Here is a 23,924-nt window from a genome sequence, read left to right as displayed (position 1 = left end):
GTGAAAGAAGTTACCCCATACAATAACACCGAGAGCAAGAAAGATCAAGTAGAAGATATGTTCGACAACATCGCACCAAAATACGATTTGTTGAACCGTATGCTTTCTATGAAAATAGACGTTACGTGGCGAAATAAACTGGTAAAATGGATGAAAAATGATAATCCAAAACTGGTTTTAGATGTCGCAACAGGAACAGGAGATTTGGCTATTACAATTCAAAAAGGAACAGGAGCTAATGTTGTTGGACTAGATCTTTCACAGCAAATGCTGAACGTTGGAATCGAGAAAGTAAAGCAACAAAATCTTCAAGATAAAATCACAATGGTGAAAGGGGATGCAGAAAATCTTCCTTTTGAAGATAATAAATTTGATGCTGTTTCCGTTGCATTTGGAGTACGTAATTTTGAAAATCTTGAAAAAGGTTTAGACGAGTTGAAGCGTGTGGTAAAAGTAGGTGGTAGTGTTTATATTTTAGAGTTTTCTAAAGTCCAGGGCATGATGCGACCGTTTTACATGTTTTATTTTAAAAATATATTGCCACGTATCGGAAAGTTGGTATCGAAAGACGATCGTGCCTACACGTATCTTCCAGATTCTGTAGAGGCGTTTCCATACGGTGCGATTATGAAAAGTATACTACAACAGCGAGGCTACTCGGAAGTGGTTTATAAAAAACTAACCTTCGGAATTGCCACTATTTATAAAGCAACGAAATAGATTATGAAGACAAGAACCTCTTTAATATTGCTTCTCGGATTGTTTTCCGGAATTCAGCTTCAGGCGCAGTTATTCAATACGAGAGATCGTATGGATAATTTGGAAGATTTTGATGAGAAAAAATTTAGTTGGGGTTTTTATCTCGCGGCGAATAACTACGATTATAAATTAATTCTTGATCCGAAATACGGGATGAGTGAAGATGGAAAGAAAAATCTAATTTCATCTGAATCATCTATGGGTTTTGGGGCAGGTTTAATTGGTAGAATGCGTTTGAATTCGAGTTTTGATTTACGTATTGAACCCGGACTTCAGTTTGTACAAAGAGATTTAACATTCGATACGCAGGCAAATGATCGTTTTATAACCGATCCTACACTTGTTCGTACCTTATCAGAAACGGATATGTACAAAACGGTGAAGTCTACGTATATTGATATTCCTTTATTGGTGGAATATCACGGAGATCGTTGGTACAACTCGAGACCTTACGCTGCGGCGGGGATTAATTATTTAGTGAATTTGCAAAGTAATGAAAAGTCGGAAACAGATAATATGCAGAACACATTTCGTTCTACGACGCATAATTTTGGATGGACTGCAGAAATCGGAATGCAATTTTATTTTAAACGATTTAAACTAACTCCCGCTTTTAGAGGAACATTTTTCACCAACAATGAAATTGTGAAAGATAATGCAGGGACACCACCATATTGGGCTGCAGGAATTTCACAAGCCCAATCTAGAGCCTTTATGTTTGTGTTGAAATTCGAATAAGATTATTCAAAATTTTAATTAGATACCAAAATGAAGAGAAAAATATCAATTTTTCTCTTTTTTTAATTTTCAACTAAATACTTCGTCAAAAATTATCTTTTAATAAGTATTTTTCCTATTTTTGCATAGGTTAGAATGATTCCTAGAGATGCTACAAGAACTTGAAAGTAATTTTTCAGAACTAGAAAAAAAGATTTTGAAGCTTAAAAAAGACTATCAAAGTCTTCAAGAAACTTATCTTCAAGTATCCGAAGATTTAGCCGAAATGAAGGAGAAATACCATGTTGAGAAGAAGAAAAATCAGGAATTGGTAGAAGACAACAAAAACATAAAACTGCACGCAACCATATCGGGAAATCCAGAACATAATCGTTTAATGAAAAATCACATTAACCGATTGATAAAAGAAGTAGATTTCTGTATTGCCCAACTTCAAAATAGCGGCTTATAATGGAAGTAAGAAGAATTACCATCAATATTGCCGGGAGAACATATCCTTTGAATGTCCCTGCTGCCGAAGAAGAAACCCTTCGTCGTGTAGGAAAACAGATTGAAGGAATGATCAAAGATTTTGAAGCAAGTTTTGATGTTAAAGACAAGCAAGATGCTTTAGCGATGTGCGCCCTGAAATTGGGAGCTAGTGCCGAAGTAGTTCAGCTTAATTTAGATAAAAATATGGTCTCTTCCTTAGAGAAGGTGAAAGAGCTTAACTCGCTCTTGGAGGATTAGACTGCACAATATTTTAACGACTGCCTACAATAGTTCTAACACATTAAAGGTAAACTCAACGCTAAACAATTACCGAACAAATGTTCACTTAATGGCGTGCCGCATCTCGCGGATTACAGAAAGTGAAAATCAGTTCAAATCGTGTTGATTAGGAGTTTACTCTCAATCTTTGAATTGTTGTAGGTTTTTTTATTGGACAAAACGAATACGAAACATAAATAAAACATAAATATATGACTATACCTATAATCGTTGGCCTTGTATGCCTTATTGTAGGAGCTTTGGCGGGATTGTTATTTTCCAAAAGTTCACTTAATTCTAAAGCAAAATTCATAATGGAAGATGCGAAGAAGAATGCAGAGAACACCCTAGAAAAAGCTTCAGTACAGGCAGAATCGATCAAGAAGGAGAAACAACTTCAGGCAAAAGAAAAGTTCTTAGAATTGAAATCGCAACATGATGCGGATATTCAAGGAAGAGAAAAGAAAATGCAAGAAGTAGAGAAAAGAACGAAGGAAAAAGAGCAAAAGCTAAACGATGAATTGAGTAAGACATCCAAACTAGAAAAAGATTTGGATCGACAAATTGCTGATTATTCGAAGAAGACGGAAATTGTTGAAAAGAAACAAGCGGAATTAGACCAAATAACGGCTCAAAAAGTGGAAATTTTAGAGAAAATTTCTAATTATTCAGCTGACGAAGCAAAAGCGGAATTGGTAGAATCACTTAGAGCAGAAGCGAAAACAAGAGCACAAGCACACGTACAAAGCATCATGGAGGAAGCTCAAATGAATGCAAAAAACGAAGCTCGTAAAATTGTTATCCAAACCATTCAGAGAATTGGGACAGAACAAGCGATTGAAAATTCGGTTTCTGTTTTCAATATTGAATCGGACGAAGTTAAAGGTAGAATTATCGGTAGGGAAGGACGTAACATTCGTGCTTTAGAAGCAGCAACAGGTGTTGAAATTATCGTAGATGATACTCCGGAAGCAATTTTGTTATCGTGTTTTGATCCAGTAAGAAGAGAAATCGCAAGATTGTCATTACACCGTTTGGTTACCGATGGTAGAATTCACCCAGCTCGTATTGAAGAAGTGGTGGATAAAACGAGAAAGCAAATTGAAGAGGAAATTATCGAAGTTGGTAAGCGTACGATTATTGAATTAGGAATTCACGGATTGCACCCAGAATTGGTGAAAATCGTGGGTAGAATGAAATACCGTTCTTCATACGGACAAAACCTATTGCAACACTCGAGAGAAGTAGCAAATATAGCTGCGACGATGGCTGCGGAATTAGGATTGAATGTGAAGTTGGCGAAAAGAGCAGGTCTATTACACGATATCGGTAAAGTTCCTGAGCAAGAATCAGAACTTCCACACGCGCTATTAGGTATGCAATGGGCAGAGAAATTTGGAGAAAATCCAGAAGTAATCAATGCTATTGGAGCGCATCATGACGAAATTGAAATGACTTCTTTATTGTCACCAATTATCCAAGTTGCGGATGCGATTTCGGGAGCAAGACCAGGCGCAAGAAGACAAGTTTTAGAATCCTATATCCAACGTCTTAAAGATCTTGAAGCAGCTGCTTTAAGCTTTGATGGAGTTTCTAGTGCCTACGCGATTCAAGCAGGGCGTGAGCTTCGCGTGATGGTAGAAAGTGGAAAGGTTAATGATGAGGTAGCAGCACAATTGTCGTACGATATTTCAGAGAAAATTCAGAATGAATTGACATATCCAGGACAAGTGAAAATCACGGTAATTAGAGAAACAAGAGCGGTAAATATCGCGAGATAATAACCCCTTTTCTATAAATAAAAAAGCCTCAATGTTGAGGCTTTTTTTATGGATCCATTTTGATGAACTTTCCGTTTTGGTCAAATTCATATTCGGTGCCGTTAGCAAGTTCGGCTTTGATGGATTTTTTATCTTTTTCAATCTTCTTAATGGTTATTCCTTTAAAATTGGTGTCAAAATAGGTTTGCACTTCCTTAGATATTAAGGATTTAGGAACTCCAGCAGCATCTTCAATTTCCTTCCAATTTCCTTTGTCGTCAAATTCCGCTTTTACACCAGAATTCAGACGTACCTCGTACGAAGTGCCATCGAATGTTTCGGTCTTCTTCTCGTATTTCACGATAGGAACTTTTGCATAATGCTCATCAAGAAATGTTTTAATCGTCTGCGGCATGTCTTTAAAAGTCGCACTGTTAGTCACATCACCAGGAACTTGTTCTATGGTTTGGGTTTCACTAGATTGTGTTTCCGTATTCGGATTGTGAACCACAACTTCTTTCTTTTCACAGCTTATTGCAAAAGCCGCAGCTACGAATGTCAAAGTCAAAATAGGGGTTTTTCTTTTCATAAGACGTATTTTTATTAAAATTAATGTTTATAATTTACTTTAGTATTACAAGATAATTTCAAATATTTAGTATTTTTCCATTCTATAAAAAATGCAAAAAATCTAGGATGAACAAACTCTACATCGCACTTTTCTTAGTAATTAATATCTTTTCTCAAGCTCAATTTGTTCCCTATGAATTGACGGATAATTTGGTTTATAAACATGAAAATGGAGTTGCTTTAACGTACTTTTTTAATCCAAAAGATTCGGAAGGATTCGCATATGTTCATGAAAATAATGGACGTGAAGAAGATCCTACATACCATATTCGAGTGAATTTTAATCATAAGATTTTTGAAGCGCAAGCAAAGGTAGTTAATGAAAAATATTTAGACTTAACGGGTTATTCCGAATGGGATCAAGCCTATAAAACGGGTGGAAAGAATTATCGTATGAATGAAGTTTTGTGGACGGTTGAACCCTACAAAAACTGTATTCGTTTGGAAACGGCACATGCGGATGGTGAAAAGCTGATTCTTTATTTTGCAGATCGTAAGGATGGAGTAGATTATTCGGGTGTTACCAATACAATTTTGCAGGTCTATTCTTTGCCTGAAATCCTGAATTATACCTCATTTCTTAAGAAAGGCTGGGTGATGGTTTATGCTGAAATAGAAAACTCGTATGGTGGCAATACGTTTTTAGGTTTGCTTCAAGGGGAAAAGAGAGTGCAAGATTTTAAATATCAGTTTTCAGAAAAGCAAATGAACTATATTTTGGATTACAAAGAAACGGGAGAGCCGTATGTCATCGCTGATCCAATTCCTGTTTACTGTGCGGTTTTTGGAGCGAATGAAGGTGTTGATCCTAAAACGTTCAAAGAACTGGGTTATTTTTACGGAGGCATGTGTTCGTATTACGATGATTTTGGACGCTTCCGAAATCAGGAATTTCAAGACTATTACAATGCTCAAATTGAAGTTTATGCCAAGAAATTACTAAAAGATAAAACTCTAAATGCTAAACAAATTGTCAAATTTCGGGAAGAAGCCAAGAGTTATGCACCTTACAACGCAACGGATCAATTAGAGCGTTTTGATGATTAGTCCGGTTTTTTTACTTAAAATAGGCGTGTTGATTAACATAGTCAACACTTTGTTTTAGACTGTCCAAAATTGGTTTTTTACTTTCATCTTGTTCAATAAACCAATGTTTTAGTCCTGCTAAATCTCGATTTTCAAAAATTGTTTGGAAGGGAATAGTTCCATTTCCAATTTCGCTAAACGAGAAATCTTTTGGATCACGATCTTTTACATGCCACAAAGAAAAACGCTTCGGGTATTTATTGAAATACTCAATTGGATTTTTTCCTGCTTGATATATCCAATACAAGTCCATTTCGAAAACTATATTTTTCGGGGTTTTGGTGAGTAAATAATCATATGCAATTTGATTATCTACACGATCTTTAAATTCAAAATCATGGTTGTGATAACCAACTTGGATTCCATATTTTTTAGCAATTTCTGCCGCTTTTTCTAAAATTTTTGGAAGTTCTTGATAGCTTTTTTCAGTTCGTTCTTCTTGTTGAAGATAGGCGAGAATCATGTATTGACAACCTAAATATTGTAAATCTTGACATGCTTTTTCAAAGAATGATTCATTTTTGAAATCAGAAAGTGAATGATGTGAACTTAAAACGTTTAGCTTATTTTTCTTTAAAATTTCGCCAAATTCGGTGATGGTTTTTCCAAAGAATTTCCCGTTGTATCCGTAAATTTCAACATTTTGAAAGCCTAATTGCGAAACATGATATAAACTCTCTTCAACATTGTTTTCAAGTAAATGCCGAATGGTATAAAGTTGCAACCCCAAATTTTTTTTTGATGGATTCAGCATATTTTTTGGAAGACAAGAAGCAAAAACCAAAAGTCCACTAGAAGCAAGAAATGTTTTCCGATTCATTATAAAAACGGTTTCATTTCATCTTCGATTTGACGTCGCAAATCCATTAATTTAATGGCGTATTGCTCCAATTTTTCTTCCGCTTCTGTCGTTGGAGTGAATTTCGGAACTTGAATGGGGTTTCCTTCATCATCAACAGCGACAAAAACAATAATGCAATGCGTTTTCTTTTCAAACTCTTTTCGCTTGATGTTCCGTGAAAACACGTTAATCGCAATATGCATGCTGGTAGAACCGGTGTAGATAACATCGGCTTCAACTTTTACAATGTGTCCAATTTTTATAGGCGAATAAAAACGAATTCCACCCACATAAACCGTAACGCAATAACTCGAACTCCACGAACTTGCACAAGCGTAACCCGCTTGATCAATCCATTTCATCACGCTTCCGCCATGAACATTGCCGCCATAATTAACATCGCTCGGTTCGGATATAAACTGAAAAGTGGTTGTGTTTTGCATATCGATTTATCTAATTTCAATTAAAGGTAGGTAAATTTTGGGGTTTTCTGAAGGAAGCTTTATTTTTGAGGTATGAAAAAAGTATTTTATCTGAAAACCTGCGGTACCAATAAGAAAATTATGAGTCCGCTCGATTTGGAAGGTTGGGAACTTCGCGAAATAAAATCGGAACCGATTACAGAAGCCGAATTAGAAGAAATGCATGCTCGAACAAAATCGTATGAAGCTTTGTTCAGTAAAAAATCAACTCAAATAAAAGCGCGTGAATTGGATGTTAAATCCTTGAAAGAAAAGGATTTTAAGAAATTGATTCTTGATCATTATTCGTTTTTGAAGCGTCCTGTTTTTATTTCGGATGATGCTATTTTCATTGGAAATGATAAAAAAAACGTCGAAGCATTAAACGACTATTTTGAAAAATAAAAAAGAGGCTGTATGCCTCTTTTTGTTTTATTTTGGAAATTGTATAGCTTGATCTAGCTGAACAGGATTGTAGTTTTTCTTTTTCTGTTCTTGATATTCTTTTACGTACAAATCTAAATCTTTTATTGTTTCTATAGTACGATCTTTATCCACACCAATCATCCAACTTCCTTCTTTCATGCTTCGATATTCTGCATATGGATTGTTATAATCGTTTAGGATAATTTTTTCATACTTCTTGCGGTCAATCTTTACGGGGCTTGTTCCGAAATGCGTTTCTAAAATATTGGAGGTATCATATGGCGTATCCAATTTTTTTATTTCAGTTAAGTTATAAATGAAGTTATTTTTGGAATCTTTGATTTCGTAAATCAAACCTGGTAATCCGTAGAATTTAAAGGGTCCTTCGGATAAAGGAATGTCTTTGATAAACCATGCTTCCCAAGATCTTCCGCCAAATTTCGCTGTCGCTTTTTGCAGCTGATAGTTGTTTTCAGATTTCGTATCGGTCTCAATTTTCCAATCTATAGTAGATTGAGATGGATATTGATAATACGCCATTCCTTGAGCATCATAATTTGTGAATTCGTTGGTTTGTCTTTTTCTGGAAACCACTTGTTCTTGAGGTAGACTGTAGAACATTTTAGAGTTTGGGCCTAATTTTTTGTTATTATCAACCATTGATTTCAACATATACTTAGAGATGTCTTTTTCAATTTGTAAAACAAAAGGTTCGGTTTTATAATTGTCTGAAAGGGAATCTCTTTTGTATTTGAAATTATAAATAATTTGATACTCCTGAGCTTGGTAAAAGCTTGACCATACAAATAAAATGAAAAGTGAAACGATTTTTTTCATGCATTTAATTTGGCTTAAATATATAAAAAAAAACCATTCTCAAGAAGAAGAATGGTTTTAGTATTTTTTGAATTTTTACTTATATAAAAGGAGTTTTCACCACTTTCGCTGCAAGATTCTTATTTCGTACTTGAATGAAGATATCAGAACCGATTTTGTTATGCCCTTTAGCAACATAAGCCAAACCAATTCCCGTTTTCTTCATTGGAGATTGGGTTCCCGAAGTTACCTTCCCAATAACGTTTCCTTCTGCATCTACAACTGGATAATCGTGTCTTGGAACGCCTTTGTCAACCAATTCGAAACCAACTAATTTTCTAGTAACACCTTCTTCTTTTTGTTTTGCTAAGAAATCACGATCTACGAAATCGCCTTTATCAAGCTTGGTAATCCAACCTAAACCTCCTTCTAGCGGCGATGTTGTATCGTCGATATCATTTCCATATAAACAAAATCCTTTTTCTAGTCTCAATGTATCTCTAGAAGCCAATCCGCAAGGAATCATGCCTTCTTCTTTACCCGCTTCTGTTAGCGCATCCCACAATTGGTTTGCGGCTTCATTTTTAAAATAAATTTCGAAACCTCCGCTTCCTGTATATCCTGTATTTGAGATAATCACGTCTTGAACACCATCTACAGCGCCAACAGTGAAATGATAGTACGGAATATCTGCTAAATTGACATCCGTTAGTTTTTGTAAAATCTCCGTTGCTCTCGGACCTTGAATTGCTAAAAGCGACATCTCATCTGAAATATTCGTCATTTTTGCACCGAATTTTTCATTGTATTTTGAAATATGCGCCCAGTCTTTATCGATATTTGAAGCATTAACAACCACAAAATACTTTTCATCTGCCATTTTGTAAACGATTAAATCATCTACAATTCCGCCATTTCCGTTTGGAAGACACGTATATTGTGCTTTTCCGTTTTCTAAAGTCGTAACATCGTTGGTAGCAACATATTGTAAAAGTTCGACAGAACCTGGTCCTTCAATCATAAATTGTCCCATGTGAGACACATCGAACATTCCAGCTTTTTCACGTACAGCGAAATGTTCTTCGGTAACACCCGAATATTGTACAGGCATATCAAATCCTGCGAAAGGTACCATCTTTGCCCCTAAAGAGACATGTTTGTCGTAAAGTGGAGTTTTTTTCATTTTTATTTTTTGAGTTTAAAGCTATTATATGTTTCCAAAAATTGACTTCTATATTGCCCGTTCCAATATTTGGTTTTGCAATTAAGCGTGATGATGTACACCAAATTATTTTTTTTGATGAGCTTCGTCATCACCGTAATTTTAGATTGTTGATCTTCAAAATCGTAATAGTATTCGGTGGTACCGCCTACTTTTTTAGATTTTACGGCTGTTTCTGGCTGATTGGCTGAATTAAGTTCTAGAATAAATTTTTTAACATCCGCATCGGGAAGATTAAGGTTTTCATATCCTGAAATGGTAATTGCACCAATTTCATTATCAGGAAATACATTAAAAATTCCGTCATCATTGGTTATTTTCCAGTTTTCTGGATAGTCCATTTTGAAGTTTGATGTTTCTAGAACTTGTGGTTTTAGGAAGCTAAACGACGTTGCCAGTAGCCAAACCAAAGAAATCCAAATCCATTTTTTCATGTCTTTGATTTTATAAATGTTCTTGATATTCTTTTAAAATGATCTTAAACCACTCTGTAAAATTCGCAGGGTTTTCGGTCATTTCTTTTTCCAAATTTTCTTGAGAAATATAACGAACCTCCGAAACTTCTTCCGGATTTAATTGAAATTCTCCTTGATAGTTTCCTACAAAAACGTGGTCTAATTCGTGTTCCCAAAGTCCATCACCAACGTCCGCCTTGTAAATGAAGAAAAATTTATGATCAATTTCCACTTCAATTCCCAACTCTTCTTTCAACCTTCGTAAAGCGGCATCTTTATACGTTTCGCCATCACGAGGATGCGAGCATACGGCATTCGTCCATTGGTTTGGTGAATGGTATTTGTGCGCTGCCCTTTTTTGAAGCAACATTTCGCCCTGATTGTTGAATAAAAATACGGAGAAGGCACGGTGAAGTAGTCCAGTTTTGTGCGCCTGCATTTTCTCCATTAATCCCTTTACTTCATCATTTTCGTTGATGAGAACGACCATTTCCTCCATAGTGAAAAATTAAGGTTATTCAGGAAAGTCTTTAGGAGCCTCGGCTTTTCCAAAAACAATCTTTAATATAACAGGCAATGTAGTTATGAGTACTAAGATAAGAATAATATATTCAAGGTGCTCCTTTAAGTCGATCCCGAATTTATCGATGAATACTTTGTCCAAATAATGTCCCGCATACACCAAAGAAAACGACCAAAGAATAGCTCCGATGATATTGTCACGTAAAAAACGTTTTTTATCCATGCGAACGATTCCCGCAACAATGGGTGTGAAAGTTCGTACAATAGGAAGGAACCTTGCTAGAATAACGGCTAATGAGCCGTGTTTCTCAAAGAAATCATTCGCTTGATACAGATATTTTTTCTTGAAAAGTAACGTGTCTTTTTTCTTATACAAAGAAGGTCCCGTTTTTAAACCGAAAAAATAACCCACTTCATTACCGATAATTGCAGCCAAAGCAATGCAGCTCGCTAAAATTGTCGTGTCCAGAAAATCGCTTCCGAACGAACCAAAAGTCTCGGCGATAATTTCACGTGCATAAATTCCAGAAATAAAAAGTAAACTGTCTCCAGGTAAGAAAAAACCGATGAAAAGGCCTGTTTCTGCAAAAATGATAAACAATACCAGCCAAAATCCACCCATTTTAATATAAAACTCCGGATTTAGGAGGTCTTTCCAACTTTCAAAATGATCCATATTTCGTTTATGATTTCTACAAAAATAATGGAATTGAGTAAGGAATAAAAATTATTAGGATATTTTTAACACAATCTAGCGTGAGTTTTTTTGCAAGGTGTCAATTCGCTCATCCGGTCCGTTGTGTTTCCAGCCTGGAGCTTTAAAAATATAGGCTAGTTTTGATTTTAAATTTGGCGCTGATTTTACATCTCGAATCATCGCTTCAAATTCATCAAAAACAATATGAAAAACATGGTAGGTGTTGATGTTATGAAGGATTCCGTAATCGTGAATTTTTGATTTTTCTGCACGGTAGGTTCCAAAAAGGTGATCCCAAAGCATTAAGATTCCGCCGTAATTTTTGTCGAGTTCTTCGATTTGACGGGAATGATGGACACGATGATTGGAAGGCGAATTAAAAACGCGATCAAACCAACCGAGCTTTCCAATCGCATTGGTATGTGGCCAAAATTGAAAAATTAAGTTGAATTGATGCATCATCGCAATCATCAAAGGATGGAAACCGATCAACACAAAAGGAATATACCAAATATCACGATAAACAATCTCAAACCAGCCTTGCCGAAGAGCAATTGCAAAACTCAAGTGCTTCGCCGAATGATGATTGACGTGTCCCGTCCAAAACAAACGGATTTTGTGACTCAATCGATGATGCCAATAAAATCCAAAATCTTGCACGACAAGCACCAAAAACCATAGCCACCAATGCTCTTTATGCCATTTCCAAGTGGCAAATTCAGCTAAACTTGAGACTCCGAAGATATCCGTCAAACGGAAATTGTTATAAATCCAGAAAAAATAGCCCAATGAAACGGCTTTCATTCCGAAATCTAAAAATACGGCGCCAACTCCCAAACCAATGCTCGAAACTTCATCTTTTACGAGGTTTTTCGTGAAAAGCTTTTGCGGAATTTGATATAAAAAAGTCTCGCCAAGAATCAACAAAATAAATCCAGGAATAAAATACGTCACCGGATCCGTGAAATCCAATGGACTAAATAAACCGTGATCGTAGAAGAATTGGGAAATTTGCTCTTTCAAATTGCTGATTTTGGGTAAATGTAACTAAAAAAGGAAACCGATATTCGATTTCCTTATTTACTTTCTATGTTTTGAATTTAAAATTCTAAATCATCTTCACCAACAGCTGTTCCATCTGCCATTAAATAGGCTTTTAGGAAAGGCGTGATATCGCCATTCATAACGCCATCCACATCGGAAGTTTCGTGCGCGGAACGAACGTCTTTCACCAATTTGTACGGATGCATGACGTAGTTTCTGATTTGGCTTCCCCATTCAATTTTCATTTTGTTGGCTTCAATTTCGTTTCGAGCTCGCATACGTTCTTCCAATTCCATTTCGTACAATCGAGAACGTAAAAGTTGCATCGCTTTTTCCTTGTTTTGAAGCTGAGAACGCGATTCTGAGTTTTCAATAATAATTCCGGTAGGAGCGTGTCGCAATCGTACTGCCGTTTCTACCTTGTTTACGTTCTGCCCACCGGCTCCAGAGGCACGCATGGTTTCAAAACTAATATCCGCAGGATTAATGTTAATCTCAATCGTGTCATCAACCAACGGATACACATAAACCGAAACGAAACTTGTATGACGTTTTGCATTGGAATCAAACGGAGAAATACGCACCAAACGGTGAACACCATTTTCGCCTTTCAAATAACCAAAAGCGTATTCGCCATCGATTTCTAAGGTCACGGTTTTTACACCTGCAACATCACCTTCTTGAAAATTCAGTTCTCGAATTTTGTAGCCTTGTTTTTCTGCCCACATCGTGTACATACGCATCAGCATCGAAGCCCAATCGCAACTTTCGGTTCCACCAGCTCCAGCGGTGATTTGAAGAACCGCAGAAAGTTCATCACCTTCGTTGGAAAGCATGTTTTTGAACTCCAAATTCTCAATTTTTTCCACCAATTGAGGGAAGGTTTCTTCCAATTCTGTTTCCGAATCGGGATCTTCCTTTGCAAACTCACTTAGAACCTGTAAATCTTCAAATTGCGTATAAATTTCTTCATACTCCTCAACCCACTTTTTCTTGGAACGAAGCTGTTTTAGGAAGACTTCCGCTTCTTTTGGATTGTCCCAAAATTCGGGTGCCGCCGTTTTTTCGTCGTCATTGGAAATTTCAATTTTCTTTTTTTCGATTTGCAAATATTTATACAAATCTTCAATTCGAGATTGGGTTTCTTTTAAGAGGTCTTGGTTGATCAATGTTGCGTAATTAAGATGGCAAATTTACGGATAATTTGGTTTTAGTAATGCCTTGTTAGTTGACTTTCCTACTTTTTTTCACCATTGGTATTTTGAAAACCAATTGCTCTTCTCGGTTCTTCAACCACTTTGTAAGCGTCAAGTTCTTGTTGTAAATCTTTTATTCGACTTACAAAATCATCATAATTATTTACAATCACTTCATGCAAGAACTGCTGAACTTGATCAAGGTATTCCGAAGTTAATTTACTTGCCGAATCTCGCAAAGCACCATCCAAAAGTTTGATGTCTATTTTCAGGTTTTCGTCTCGAGATTTTAAGTATTGATTTCGAATTCGTTTCTTTAAACTCTGTGTAAAGTCAATAACCATCGTGTTGCTAAAGGCTTTCATCTTCAAAGCAACTTCATTCCAAAACGGCAGATGATCTGCATTGTTTTTTTCTAATATTTTAAATAGAGTCGATGTTTTTTCTAAGTTTTTGAGCATCGCAAACTGAATCATTTCTGCTCTTTCTTTCACATTTGGTGGGAAAATAGGAACAAGAACATCAAATCTTCCCGGCGCCATAACTTCCTCGTCAATCACATCCAGCGAAATAGCCGAACCAATCATCAAAATTCCTTCGTAAGGAAAACGGGAAACATTATGCATGATAATTTCCTTCGTTTCCTCATTTTCACGGGAATAATTAGCATTTCGTTCCTGCATAATATCGTCGAAATTCTCAATAAACAATTCGATTTTTTCTTTTTGTAAGATCGAAAGTAAAAATGTGTTGAAATTTTCTACATCACCACCAATGTAGGAAGTTCCTAGAAAATGTTTTTTAACCTCAGTGAATTCATAACCAATAATTTCAGAAATTTTATGCGCCCAAAATATTTTACCACTTCCTGGAGGGCCGTACAAGATAATTCCTGCCGGTTTTTCAATACCCCAATTCTTCGATTCTTCATTATTTATGAACGGTTCCAAAGCATCAGAGATATAGAAAAACAAATCACGATACCCAATAAAATCTTTTTTTCGAAGCGGCGATTTTTTACCGAAATAATCGTAGACAAAATGATAATCGCCTCCCAATTGATTGTCAATTCCAAACGACGAAACCGACGATTTGAAATATCCGTTTTCTAAAATTTGAGGCATTTGACTTTTGAGAATTTCCTCTACTTTTTCCTTCGGTTGATGGATTTTTGCAGCAATATCATCCGTAGATTTCGTTTTGTTGAGGTCTTTTTCATAACGTTGAAGGAAATCTGCATTTTCCTTTGCAAATTGAATAAAATCGGGTTTTACTTCGAAGTTGGAAAAAATACATTCGTCTAAATCGAGGTCGAAATCCTGAATAAATCTTTTTATACTTTCGGTTGTTATCTGGAGCTCTTTGGCAAGTTCTATAAGTTTCATTGATCTTTTTTTGAAGTTTGAAAGTACAATTTTTTTAGCGAAACCATTTTCAATTGTAACAAAATGATAAAAAATCCTACTTTTTATGTAAAACAGAATCAATGGATCACGTATTATCAGTAAAAAATCTCACCAAGAAATTCAAAAGGGTGGTGGTGAACAATCTTTCGTTCGAAGTTGAACGTGGGAATGTTTACGGAATTTTGGGTCCTAACGGAAGTGGAAAGTCCACAACCTTTGGGATGCTTTTAACCACAATAAACCCAACGGGCGGCAATTGGAGCTGGTTTGGAGAAGAAGGTACTTCTACTAAAACCTTAAAAAAAATCGGAGCGATTATCGAGCAACCGAATTTTTATCCGTACCTGAGCGCTGAAAAGAACTTGAAAATCATGGCCGAAATTAAAGGTGCACCGTATTCAAGAATTGATGAGGTTTTGGATCAAGTAGGTTTATTGGCACGTAAAAAAGATGTTTTCAAAACCTATTCTTTGGGTATGAAACAACGTTTAGCAATTGCTTCTGCATTGTTGAATAGCCCAGAAGTATTGATTTTGGATGAACCAACCAACGGTTTGGATCCTGAAGGAATTATCCAAATTCGTGAACTGATAAACGCCATTGCAAAAAAAGGAATTACGATTATTATTGCGAGCCACTTGCTAGACGAGATTGAGAAAATTTGTTCTCACGTGGTTGTTTTGAAAGAAGGAAACGCAATTTATTGCGGTAGAGTTGATGAAATGACCAATTCTAAAGGCTTTTTCGAACTTAAAGCTGAAAATACCGATCAACTTGTTGCAGCGATTAAAGAACTGAATTTCGCTTCGGATATTCGTTTGGATGGCGATTTGGTTATCGTTTCGGTAGAAAACGAAATGTCAGCTGTTAATTTGAACAAAAAATTGGCGGAAAAAGGAATTTTCCTTTCGCAACTTGTGCTGAAAAAGCAGTCTCTTGAATCTCAATTTCTTCAACTTGTTAAAAACCAGAATTAATGAAACGTCTAGCTACTTTAGAATTTTATAAAAATCTTACCTATAAGCCTTTCCAGATTTTTACAGCTTTGTATTTTTTGGTTTTAGTTGCTTTATTATTTATCGGTTTGGTCGATCTTCAGATCACCGATTCGTTTACGATTAACCTAAAAGAACAGGGGATTTATAACTTCCCTGAAATCTGGAATTTCACGACCTGGATTGTCGCAATTTTGAAAATTTTCTTAGGATTAATCATTGTTTTCTCCATTTGTCAGGAATTCACCAACCGAATGTTTAAGCAAAATGTCATTGATGGACTTTCTCGAAAAGAGTTTATTTTATCTAAACTTTTTACCATTTTCTCATTTAGTTTTATTTCTACTTTATTGGTATTCGGGATTACGTTAGCGATTGGTTACGCCTATTCTGAGAAAACAGATACGGAATTGGTTACGAAAGAACTCTTTTTTATTCCACATTATTTCTTGAAGTTATTTACGTTTTTTAGCTTTTTGATGTTCATATCCGTTTTACTTCGTAAGTCCATTTTCGTATTCCTTTTCTTCTTCATTTATTGGATTGCTGAAGGAATTATTGGCGCAATCGAAAGTTTTACGCGTTTGAGAAATTTAAAACCAGCTCAAAAAATGGAAGCAATTCAAGAGCAGTTTTTCATTTCTAAAGTTTTGCCTTTAGAAAGTATGAGTAATTTGATTCCGAATCCTTTGATTCGTCTAAATATGGCGAAAATGATGGGGTTTGAATATAAATTTCACTACCCAACAGAAAGCGTAATTGCAACATTGGTATGGTGTACTTTGTTTATTTTGGGATCGTATTGGATCTTGAAAAAACGCGATTGGTAATCCAAATTCGATTAAATATAATCCGACTATTTTTTAGTCGGATTTTTTGTTGAATTCCACTTCGAAAAAACGGCTAATTTTCACTAAATTTGCGACTTGTAAAATAGAGCCACGAGTAGAGATTGAAGTCAAGAAACTTTAAACCTGAAACTCAAAACTCTAAAATCAAAAAAAAGATATGACTTCACAAGAAATACGCCAGCAGTTTTTAGATTTTTTCAAAAGCAAAGAACATTTAATCGTTCCTTCTGCACCGATCGTTTTGAAAGATGATCCCACGTTGATGTTCTCCAATTCTGGGATGACGCAGTTTAAGGATTATTTTTTAGGGTATAAAGAACCTAAAGCGTTACGTATTGCCGATACGCAAAAATGTCTTCGTGTTTCTGGAAAGCACAACGATTTGGACGATGTGGGTCGTGATACGTATCACCACACGATGTTCGAAATGTTGGGGAACTGGTCTTTTGGGGATTATTTCAAAAAAGAAGCGATTTCTTGGGCTTGGGAATTATTGACGGAAGTGTATAAAATTCCAAAAGAAAATCTATACGTAACGATTTTTGAAGGCGATGCAACGGAAAATTTGGATCGTGACCAAGATGCGTATGATTATTGGAAAGCGTTTATTTCGGAAGATCGAATTATCAACGGAAACAAGAAAGATAATTTCTGGGAAATGGGTGCGAGCGGGCCGTGTGGACCCTGTTCTGAAATTCATGTTGATTTACGTACCGAAGAAGAAAAAGCAAAAGTTTCGGGTCTTGAATTGGTGAACAACGACCATCCGCAAGTGGTGGAAATTTGGAATCTCGTTTTCATGCAGTACAACCGTAAAGCAGATGGAAGTTTAGAAAATCTTCCAGCAAAACATATCGATACCGGAATGGGCTTCGAACGTCTTTGTATGGCTTTACAACACAAAGAATCGAATTATGATACCGATGTTTTCACACCTTTAATTGCTAAGGTTGAAGAACTTTCAGGGAAAAAATATACAGGAATTTTAACAGACGAAAAAGACATCGCAATCCGAGTTGTGGTGGATCATATTCGTGCGGTTTCATTCGCAATTGCTGATGGACAACTTCCTTCAAACAACGGAGCAGGTTATGTAATTCGTCGTATTTTGAGAAGAGCGATTTCGTATGCGTATCGTTTCTTGGATATGAAAGAACCATTTTTGTACGAATTGGTTGGCATTTTGAAAAATCAAATGGGTGCATTCTTCCCAGAATTAGAAAAACAAGAAAAGCTGATTACAGAAGTAATCAAAGAAGAAGAAAATTCTTTTTTAAAGACAATCGAGCATGGTTTAGTACGTGTTGAAAAGCTAATTCAACAAACCCAAGCGAAAAACGAAAAAGTTCTTCCTAGTGAAGAGGTTTTTGAATTGTACGATACCTACGGTTTCCCAGATGATTTGACAAGAATTATTGCGGAAGAAAAAGGATTAACGATTGACGAAACTGGTTTTGAAGCCGAAATGCAAAAGCAAAAGCAACGTTCTAAAAAAGATTCAGCGGCAAAAGTGTATGACTGGGTTGTTTTAGAAGAAAAGCCGGAAACATTTGTTGGTTACGATCAAACGGAAGCTGAAGTTTTAATTACCCGTTATCGTAAAATTGAAAATAAAGACGGTGAGTTTTATCAAATCGTTTTAGATAAATCGCCTTTCTATCCAGAAGGTGGAGGGCAAGTTGGCGATAAAGGTGTTCTTGAAAATGCAGTTGAGAGCTTTGAAGTTTTAGAAACAAAAAAAGAGAACAACTTGATTATTTCCTTAATTAATGGGCTTCCGAAAGATGCTGGAGCTGTTTTTTATGCGAAAGTAAATACGGCGGATCGTAAAAATAGCCAAGCAAATCACTCTGTAACGCACTTGTTGCACGAAGCGTTGCGTGATGTTTTAGGAACACATGTTGAGCAAAAAGGTTCGTATGTTGGTCCAGATTATTTGCGTTTTGATTTTTCTCATTTCTCAAAAATGACTGAAGAAGAATTGGCTTTGGTTGAGGAAAAAGTGAACGAGAAAATCAAAGAAAATATTGCACTGCAAGAATTCAGAAATATTCCTATTCAGGAAGCTTTGGATAAAGGAGCAATGGCTTTGTTTGGAGAAAAATACGGAGATAATGTGCGCATGATTCAGTTTGGTTCGTCCAAAGAACTTTGTGGTGGGACACACGTGAAATCAACGTCGGAAATTGGTCATTTCAAATTGGTGAATGAAAGTTCAACAGCCGCGGGAATCCGTAGAATTGAAGCGATTTCTGGTGATAAATCTGAAGCCTACTTTAAAGGTTTAGAAACTCAAATTTCAGAATTATCTCAATTGTTGAAGTCAAAAGATGTTTTGAAATCGGTTGAGAAATTGGTTGAAGAAAATCAGCAATTGAAAGCCGAAATTGAAGGTCTGAAAAAAGAAAAAGCAAAAGGCGAAATCCAAAACTGGAAAAACGAATTTGTAGCCAAAGAGGATAAAAATTTTTTGGTGAAGAAAACGTCTTTGGACGCAGGTTCTGTGAAGGATATTGTTTTCCAATTGAAAAAAGATATGCCGAAATCGGTTATTGTAATTATTTCTGATGCTGGTGACAAACCAATGATTACGGTTGGTGTTTCAGCAGATTTGGAAACAACTTACCAAGCAGGTGCAATCGTAAAAGATTTAGCAAAAGAAATCCAAGGTGGAGGTGGAGGAAATCCAGGTTTCGCAACTGCAGGTGGAAAAAATCTAGATGGAATTGAAAATGCCTATCAGAAGGCTTTAGCTTTGTAGTTTAGTTTTTTTAATAGTTTACTATTTCTCAAAACGAAGAAAATAACCTAGTATATTTTCGGCGGCGAAGCCGCCGAAACCCTTTTTAAAACTCATTTTTTCCGCAACAAATTCAGTCATGCGTTTATTCATTAGTTTATTTTTTGGTTTAAGCTTAGTTCTCGTTTCATGCAAAAAAGAGGAAGAAACCAATGTGAATAAGGTTTTGAAGAACATTCAAGCCGAATCAAAATCCTATCAAGCAAATGGATTGAAATTGATGAAGTCCGAACGTACGGGCGACCAAGAAATCAGCTTGCTTTTTTCGTATGATGTCGATGAACGATTGAGTGAAATTACAGTCATCAAATCCGCTTTGATTGGGATGGTCGGGAAAATGATTTGGAGTAATCCTGAAAACAAGAAATTGTTTAATGAAGGTATTAATTTCCGAATTTTAGTTCAAGATCAAAATGGGAAAATCGTTGCTGAGGAATTGATGAACAAATCCAATATGAATGGTTTGAAACCTGGAGAAATCATCAATCCAAAACATAACGAACTTCAAAAAATGTTGGAAGTCTACAACGGAAATCTTCCAATAACGGATTCTGTTTCGGGAGTGAAAATCACGATGATTTCGCTAGGAAAAAATAGCGATGTTGTTTATACTGCCGTAGTCCCGAACAAATTGAAAGATATCGTCAAGCGCAACGAGTCGAAGAATATTATCAAATCGGATATGAGCAAAGACCAGCAATTGAAAAAAGTCTTAAATGAGTTATTGTATTTTGACATCAAATCTTTGAAATATCAATACCGAGATAATGCTGGAAAGCTGCTTCAGGAAATAGAAATGCATCCTAAAGATTTTAAATAATTTAGTTATACAACTTATAAAACGTCCCATTTATGGGACGTTTTTTTGTTTCATTTACTAGCGATTTTAGATTATCAAGACCAATTCTAATTATTGATATTGTATTCATATTTAAACGATTCTCAGTAGAAAACTTAAAAATATGGTGTCGGTTTCTTAAAACACAGTTCATATTCAAGGCATAGTTTTGCTCTAGTAAAAATGAAATCAAATATGAAATTACATCACAGTATTGCAGCTTTTGCGTTTTTAGCTTTAACATTTCAAAGCTGTAATGACGAGTCGGGTTCAGAAAACAAACCTGTAAATCCAGAAATTAAAATTGAAAATTTTTCTAAAGAACCGGCTTTCGTTTTTGGAATGCCGGGTTTTGAAAATTTAGAAATTAATACGCTTATTTCGAGTTCGGATGCGCTTCCGCAATCACCAAACTTCGTGTTTGCAGGACAGCCAGACGGAATGGGAATTATGAAAGATCCTGCATCAGACGGCTATTTAATGATTACGAATCACGAAATCACGCAATCGGTTTCAAGAGTATATTTAGATAAAACCTTTAGACCAATCAAAGGCGAGTATATTTTAAATGGAATTGGTGGGATGACGCGTTTGTGTTCGGCAACATTAGCAACGCCAGAAACACACGGGTTCAGCGCGTTTTTAACAGCGGGTGAATCGGGTGCGGAAAGTATGGTTCATGCCATTAATCCGTTGGCGCCAGCTTCTCAAGCTTCGGATCAATCACGAGTAAAACCTGCTTTAGGAAAAGCTTCTATGGAAAATGCGGTTCCGCTTCCTAAGGATGTTTCAGGTGGGAAAATGTATATTTTAATCGGTGAAGATCAATCGTATTCGTCTACACATCAGTCGGCTGGTCAATTGGTAATGTACGTTGCAGACAAGCAAGGAGATTTGGATAATGGAAAATTATACGCTTTAAAAAGAAAAAACAACGATTATACAGAAACCAATATTACGAAAGGAAGTTCGTATGATGTTGAGTTTTTTGAAATTCCAAATGCGAAAAAACTAACAGGGGCAGAAATCAACCAGAAAAATATCGACAATAATGCGATTCGTTTTTCAAGAGTTGAAGATGTAGATTACAGAAAAGGAGCCAATAAAGGAAGAGAAATTTACTTTACAGCAACGGGAGAATCCAGTGATGGAGTTACTCCAAAACCAGGATTCACGATGTGGGGTAGAGTTTACAAATTGGTTTTAAACGAAAACAACATGCTTACCGGGAAATTGGAATTGGTTGCAGAAGGAGATTCAAATCCAGGAAACAACATCATCAACCCAGATAACCTTTGTGTAACGGAAAACTACGTTTACATTCAAGAGGATGGAGATTCATATTATACGGCTGCGAAGCACGATTCATACATCTGGCAATTTAATATTTCAACGAAAGAGTACAAACCTTGGTTGAACATGAAGCATAACAGAACAGATGCAGCTTGGCAAACGGCTTACAACCAGTCTGGAAACTTACAAAAATTTGGTTCTTGGGAGTTTGGAGCCATGGTTGATGTGTCGGATATCATCGGCGTTCCTAACACATTTGCAGTAAACGTTCACTCACATACTTGGCAAAAAGATGCGTTCAAAAATGCAGATGGAGCAGGTGTGAATACCAATAAAGAAGGTGGACAAGTCGTATTGATTCGCAACGTACAGAGATAACTAATTAGTAACTTTTTTCTATAAAGTATCAGTAGATTTTCTTTCTACTGGTACTTTTTCGCAAGTATGAAAAACCTTTTCAAAACTATATATTTTCTCGTTTTAATTTCGATTTTTGGTTCTATTATTCAGTGTAAAGACCAAGGTCAGAAACCAATTAGCGAAGATTTAGGAACAATAAAAACCGAGATTTTAAAAATCAACCAAACCTTTAATACGCAAACAAGTGAACTCATTCATTTAGTAGAAGAAAATAAGGATGAACAAACCATTCAAGCTCGTTTTGATCAACTTCGATTAAGCTATAAAAAAATGGAATGGGCGATTGAGTATTTCCTTCCCAATTCGGCTCGATTTATTAATGGTCCCGCGCTTCCCGAAATTGAGTTTGAAGAACACACCGTTCTCGAACCTGAAGGGTTGCAAGTTTTAGAAGAACTTATTTACCCATATTCTCCCGAAAATAAAGAAGAAGTTATCCGAACGCTCAAAAAGTTAATTAATAAATCAGGAGCTATAAAAACAAATTTTGAAACCATTTCAGTCAATCGGAACCAAGTTTTTGATGCGCTTCGACAAGAGGTTTTCCGAATTACAAGTTTAGGAATTGCTGGTTTTGATACGCCAATTTCAGGAAAGCATCTTCAAGAAATGCCGTATACATTGGAAAGTTTGAAGTATTTTCTGAACCATATTTCGTACGAGAAAAACAACAAAGCTTTTCAGAATATTTCAGGATTAATTGATAAAGCCAAAGCTGAACTTCAAAAGAATCCCAACAAAGACACGTTTAATTATGCTGATTTTATAGCTGATATCTTAAATCCTTTAGCATCCGAAGTTTTGGAGTTTAAGAAAATTGAAGACATTCAGGATATTGAAGTTACTTCTGTTATCAATAAAAACGCAGCCAATTTTTTCTCAAAGGACGCTTTTAATCCCAATGCATTTGTACCTGGGAAAAAGTTTGAAATGTCCACTGAAAAAGCGGATTTAGGAAAGAAATTGTTTAGCGATAATTTACTTTCTAAAAACAGTGATCGAAGTTGTTCAACATGTCACGTTGCCGGAAAAGCGTTTACAGATGGCATGGAAAAGTCACTTTCACTCATGGGAGCACCGCTTTCCAGAAATACACCTTCGCTGAATTATTCAGGCTTGCAACAGGCGCAATTTTGGGATATGCGACAAGCTGATTTGGAAGGTCAAAGTTCCGATGTCATCACGAATAAAGAAGAAATGCACGGCGATTTGGAAACAATTATTACCAAAATTAATGCGCACCCTGAATATGCGAACGTTTTCAAAAAAATCTATCAGACTAACAAAGTAGAAACGTGGCAACTTCAGAATGCTTTGGCGAGTTATATTCGATCTTTGCCGACGTTTAATTCTAATTTCGACGCTTTCATGCGCGGAAATAAAAACGCCATTACGGCGAATCAAAAACAAGGTTTTAATTTGTTTGTTGGGAAAGCAAAATGTACGACTTGTCACTTCTTTCCGTTGTTCAATGGAACCGTTCCGCCGAATTACGTAAAAACCGAACAAGAAGTGTTAGGAACCGCCGAAAATGCGAAGAATCAAAATTTGGATTCTGATTTAGGTCGAGGAAAATTCCATGCAACAGTGCAGGAATTGCAACATTCTTTTAAAACCCCAACCATTCGAAACATCAATAAAACAGGACCGTATATGCATAACGGTGGTTATCAAACCTTAAAACAAGTGATGGATTTCTACAATAAAGGTGGTGGAAAAGGCTTAGGTTTAAAAGCGGATAATCAAACTTTGCCCGAAGATCAACTGAATTTGACCGATAAAGAAATCGATCAAATCATTGATTTTATGAAGACTTTGGATGATAAATAAGAAATGGGCTTGCCTATAAAATCAATTCGCATGAAGAAATAAAAGTTTCTTGGTGCGAATTTTATTTTTTAGTGTGATTGAAATATAA

At 36.0% G+C, this 23,924-nt stretch carries 24 protein-coding genes; 13 read left to right on the top strand and 11 right to left on the bottom strand.

What is annotated here, in order from left to right; genetic code table 11:
• The 5 genes from ubiE (at window position 1) to rny (ending at window position 4,028) form a co-directional block, all read left to right on the top strand.
• Window positions 1–720 carry a bifunctional demethylmenaquinone methyltransferase/2-methoxy-6-polyprenyl-1,4-benzoquinol methylase UbiE gene (gene ubiE, locus AC5XHR_RS03510; RefSeq protein ID WP_495949394.1) on the top strand — a complete coding sequence of 240 codons (720 nt, stop codon included), beginning with the start codon at window positions 1–3 and terminating at the stop codon, window positions 718–720.
• A 3-nt stretch (window positions 721–723) separates the two neighbouring features.
• Window positions 724–1,497, top strand: a complete 774-nt coding sequence (porT, locus tag AC5XHR_RS03505) for a type IX secretion/gliding motility protein PorT/SprT (RefSeq protein ID WP_495949393.1) — start codon at window positions 724–726, stop codon at window positions 1,495–1,497.
• Window positions 1,498–1,645: 148 nt separating this feature from the next.
• On the top strand, window positions 1,646–1,948 hold the full coding sequence (locus AC5XHR_RS03500; RefSeq protein WP_495949392.1) for a hypothetical protein: 303 nt from the start codon (window positions 1,646–1,648) through the stop codon (window positions 1,946–1,948).
• Window positions 1,948–2,226: a cell division protein ZapA gene (locus AC5XHR_RS03495; RefSeq protein WP_495949391.1), complete on the top strand. Its 279-nt coding sequence runs from the start codon at window positions 1,948–1,950 to the stop codon at window positions 2,224–2,226. The genes AC5XHR_RS03500 and AC5XHR_RS03495 overlap by 1 nt, the downstream gene beginning before the upstream one ends.
• A gap of 233 nt (window positions 2,227–2,459) precedes the next feature.
• Window positions 2,460–4,028: a ribonuclease Y gene (gene rny, locus AC5XHR_RS03490; RefSeq protein WP_495949390.1), complete on the top strand. Its 1,569-nt coding sequence runs from the start codon at window positions 2,460–2,462 to the stop codon at window positions 4,026–4,028.
• Between the two features lie 46 nt (window positions 4,029–4,074).
• Here rny and AC5XHR_RS03485 read toward each other — a convergent pair whose 3' ends face one another.
• On the bottom strand, window positions 4,075–4,596 hold the full coding sequence (locus tag AC5XHR_RS03485; RefSeq protein ID WP_495949389.1) for a PepSY-like domain-containing protein: 522 nt from the start codon (window positions 4,594–4,596) through the stop codon (window positions 4,075–4,077).
• A gap of 107 nt (window positions 4,597–4,703) precedes the next feature.
• On the opposite strand from AC5XHR_RS03485, the gene AC5XHR_RS03480 reads away from it, so the two are divergent.
• A complete protein-coding gene (locus tag AC5XHR_RS03480; protein ID WP_495949388.1) occupies window positions 4,704–5,684 on the top strand; it encodes a hypothetical protein in 981 nt (326 codons plus the stop codon).
• Window positions 5,685–5,694: 10 nt separating this feature from the next.
• On the opposite strand, the gene AC5XHR_RS03475 is transcribed toward AC5XHR_RS03480, so the two are convergent.
• Both AC5XHR_RS03475 and AC5XHR_RS03470 read right to left on the bottom strand, forming a co-directional pair.
• Window positions 5,695–6,543 carry a sugar phosphate isomerase/epimerase family protein gene (locus AC5XHR_RS03475; protein ID WP_495949387.1) on the bottom strand — a complete coding sequence of 283 codons (849 nt, stop codon included), beginning with the start codon at window positions 6,541–6,543 and terminating at the stop codon, window positions 5,695–5,697.
• Entirely contained in the window at window positions 6,543–7,007 is a 465-nt protein-coding gene (locus AC5XHR_RS03470; RefSeq protein ID WP_495949386.1) for an acyl-CoA thioesterase, read from the bottom strand. The genes AC5XHR_RS03475 and AC5XHR_RS03470 overlap by 1 nt, the downstream gene beginning before the upstream one ends.
• A 72-nt stretch (window positions 7,008–7,079) precedes the next feature.
• On the opposite strand from AC5XHR_RS03470, the gene AC5XHR_RS03465 reads away from it, so the two are divergent.
• Complete coding sequence (locus tag AC5XHR_RS03465; protein WP_495949385.1) at window positions 7,080–7,430, top strand: arsenate reductase family protein; 351 nt, start codon at window positions 7,080–7,082, stop codon at window positions 7,428–7,430.
• 27 nt (window positions 7,431–7,457) lie between these two features.
• Here AC5XHR_RS03465 and AC5XHR_RS03460 read toward each other — a convergent pair whose 3' ends face one another.
• The 8 genes from AC5XHR_RS03460 to AC5XHR_RS03425 all read right to left on the bottom strand — a co-directional run bounded on the left by AC5XHR_RS03460 (window position 7,458) and on the right by AC5XHR_RS03425 (window position 14,788).
• Window positions 7,458–8,288 carry a GLPGLI family protein gene (locus AC5XHR_RS03460; protein WP_495949384.1) on the bottom strand — a complete coding sequence of 277 codons (831 nt, stop codon included), beginning with the start codon at window positions 8,286–8,288 and terminating at the stop codon, window positions 7,458–7,460.
• A gap of 79 nt (window positions 8,289–8,367) precedes the next feature.
• Window positions 8,368–9,450 (bottom strand): glycine cleavage system aminomethyltransferase GcvT, encoded by a 1,083-nt coding sequence (gene gcvT, locus AC5XHR_RS03455; protein WP_495949383.1) that lies wholly within the window; start codon window positions 9,448–9,450, stop codon window positions 8,368–8,370.
• A 2-nt stretch (window positions 9,451–9,452) separates the two neighbouring features.
• A complete protein-coding gene (locus AC5XHR_RS03450; protein ID WP_495949382.1) occupies window positions 9,453–9,923 on the bottom strand; it encodes a hypothetical protein in 471 nt (156 codons plus the stop codon).
• A 10-nt stretch (window positions 9,924–9,933) separates the two neighbouring features.
• Window positions 9,934–10,443 carry an isopentenyl-diphosphate Delta-isomerase gene (gene idi / locus AC5XHR_RS03445; RefSeq protein WP_495949381.1) on the bottom strand — a complete coding sequence of 170 codons (510 nt, stop codon included), beginning with the start codon at window positions 10,441–10,443 and terminating at the stop codon, window positions 9,934–9,936.
• A 15-nt stretch (window positions 10,444–10,458) separates the two neighbouring features.
• Window positions 10,459–11,142: a DedA family protein gene (locus AC5XHR_RS03440; RefSeq protein WP_495949380.1), complete on the bottom strand. Its 684-nt coding sequence runs from the start codon at window positions 11,140–11,142 to the stop codon at window positions 10,459–10,461.
• Window positions 11,143–11,217: 75 nt separating this feature from the next.
• A complete protein-coding gene (locus AC5XHR_RS03435; RefSeq protein WP_495949379.1) occupies window positions 11,218–12,186 on the bottom strand; it encodes a sterol desaturase family protein in 969 nt (322 codons plus the stop codon).
• A gap of 77 nt (window positions 12,187–12,263) precedes the next feature.
• Window positions 12,264–13,376 (bottom strand): peptide chain release factor 2, encoded by a 1,113-nt coding sequence (gene prfB / locus AC5XHR_RS03430; RefSeq protein ID WP_495949378.1) that lies wholly within the window; start codon window positions 13,374–13,376, stop codon window positions 12,264–12,266.
• Window positions 13,377–13,444: 68 nt separating this feature from the next.
• Window positions 13,445–14,788: an AAA family ATPase gene (locus tag AC5XHR_RS03425; protein WP_495949377.1), complete on the bottom strand. Its 1,344-nt coding sequence runs from the start codon at window positions 14,786–14,788 to the stop codon at window positions 13,445–13,447.
• A 101-nt stretch (window positions 14,789–14,889) separates the two neighbouring features.
• Here AC5XHR_RS03425 and AC5XHR_RS03420 point away from each other — a divergent pair, with 101 nt between their 5' ends.
• From AC5XHR_RS03420 to AC5XHR_RS03395, 6 genes are all read left to right on the top strand, one after another.
• On the top strand, window positions 14,890–15,786 hold the full coding sequence (locus tag AC5XHR_RS03420; RefSeq protein ID WP_495949376.1) for an ABC transporter ATP-binding protein: 897 nt from the start codon (window positions 14,890–14,892) through the stop codon (window positions 15,784–15,786).
• Window positions 15,786–16,634: an ABC transporter permease gene (locus AC5XHR_RS03415; RefSeq protein ID WP_495949375.1), complete on the top strand. Its 849-nt coding sequence runs from the start codon at window positions 15,786–15,788 to the stop codon at window positions 16,632–16,634. Before AC5XHR_RS03420 ends, AC5XHR_RS03415 begins: the two co-directional genes overlap by 1 nt.
• Window positions 16,635–16,812: 178 nt before the next feature.
• Window positions 16,813–19,416: an alanine--tRNA ligase gene (gene alaS, locus AC5XHR_RS03410; RefSeq protein ID WP_495949374.1), complete on the top strand. Its 2,604-nt coding sequence runs from the start codon at window positions 16,813–16,815 to the stop codon at window positions 19,414–19,416.
• Between the two features lie 118 nt (window positions 19,417–19,534).
• Window positions 19,535–20,275 (top strand): hypothetical protein, encoded by a 741-nt coding sequence (locus tag AC5XHR_RS03405; protein WP_495949373.1) that lies wholly within the window; start codon window positions 19,535–19,537, stop codon window positions 20,273–20,275.
• 213 nt (window positions 20,276–20,488) lie between these two features.
• Entirely contained in the window at window positions 20,489–21,964 is a 1,476-nt protein-coding gene (locus tag AC5XHR_RS03400; RefSeq protein ID WP_495949372.1) for a PhoX family protein, read from the top strand.
• A 66-nt stretch (window positions 21,965–22,030) separates the two neighbouring features.
• A complete protein-coding gene (locus AC5XHR_RS03395; protein ID WP_495949371.1) occupies window positions 22,031–23,836 on the top strand; it encodes a cytochrome-c peroxidase in 1,806 nt (601 codons plus the stop codon).
• The last annotated feature ends 88 nt before the right edge of the window (window positions 23,837–23,924 follow it).

It is taken from the genome of Kaistella sp. CFF1-2, assembly GCF_059509915.1.
This window is presented reverse-complemented; position numbering and strand designations above follow the sequence as displayed.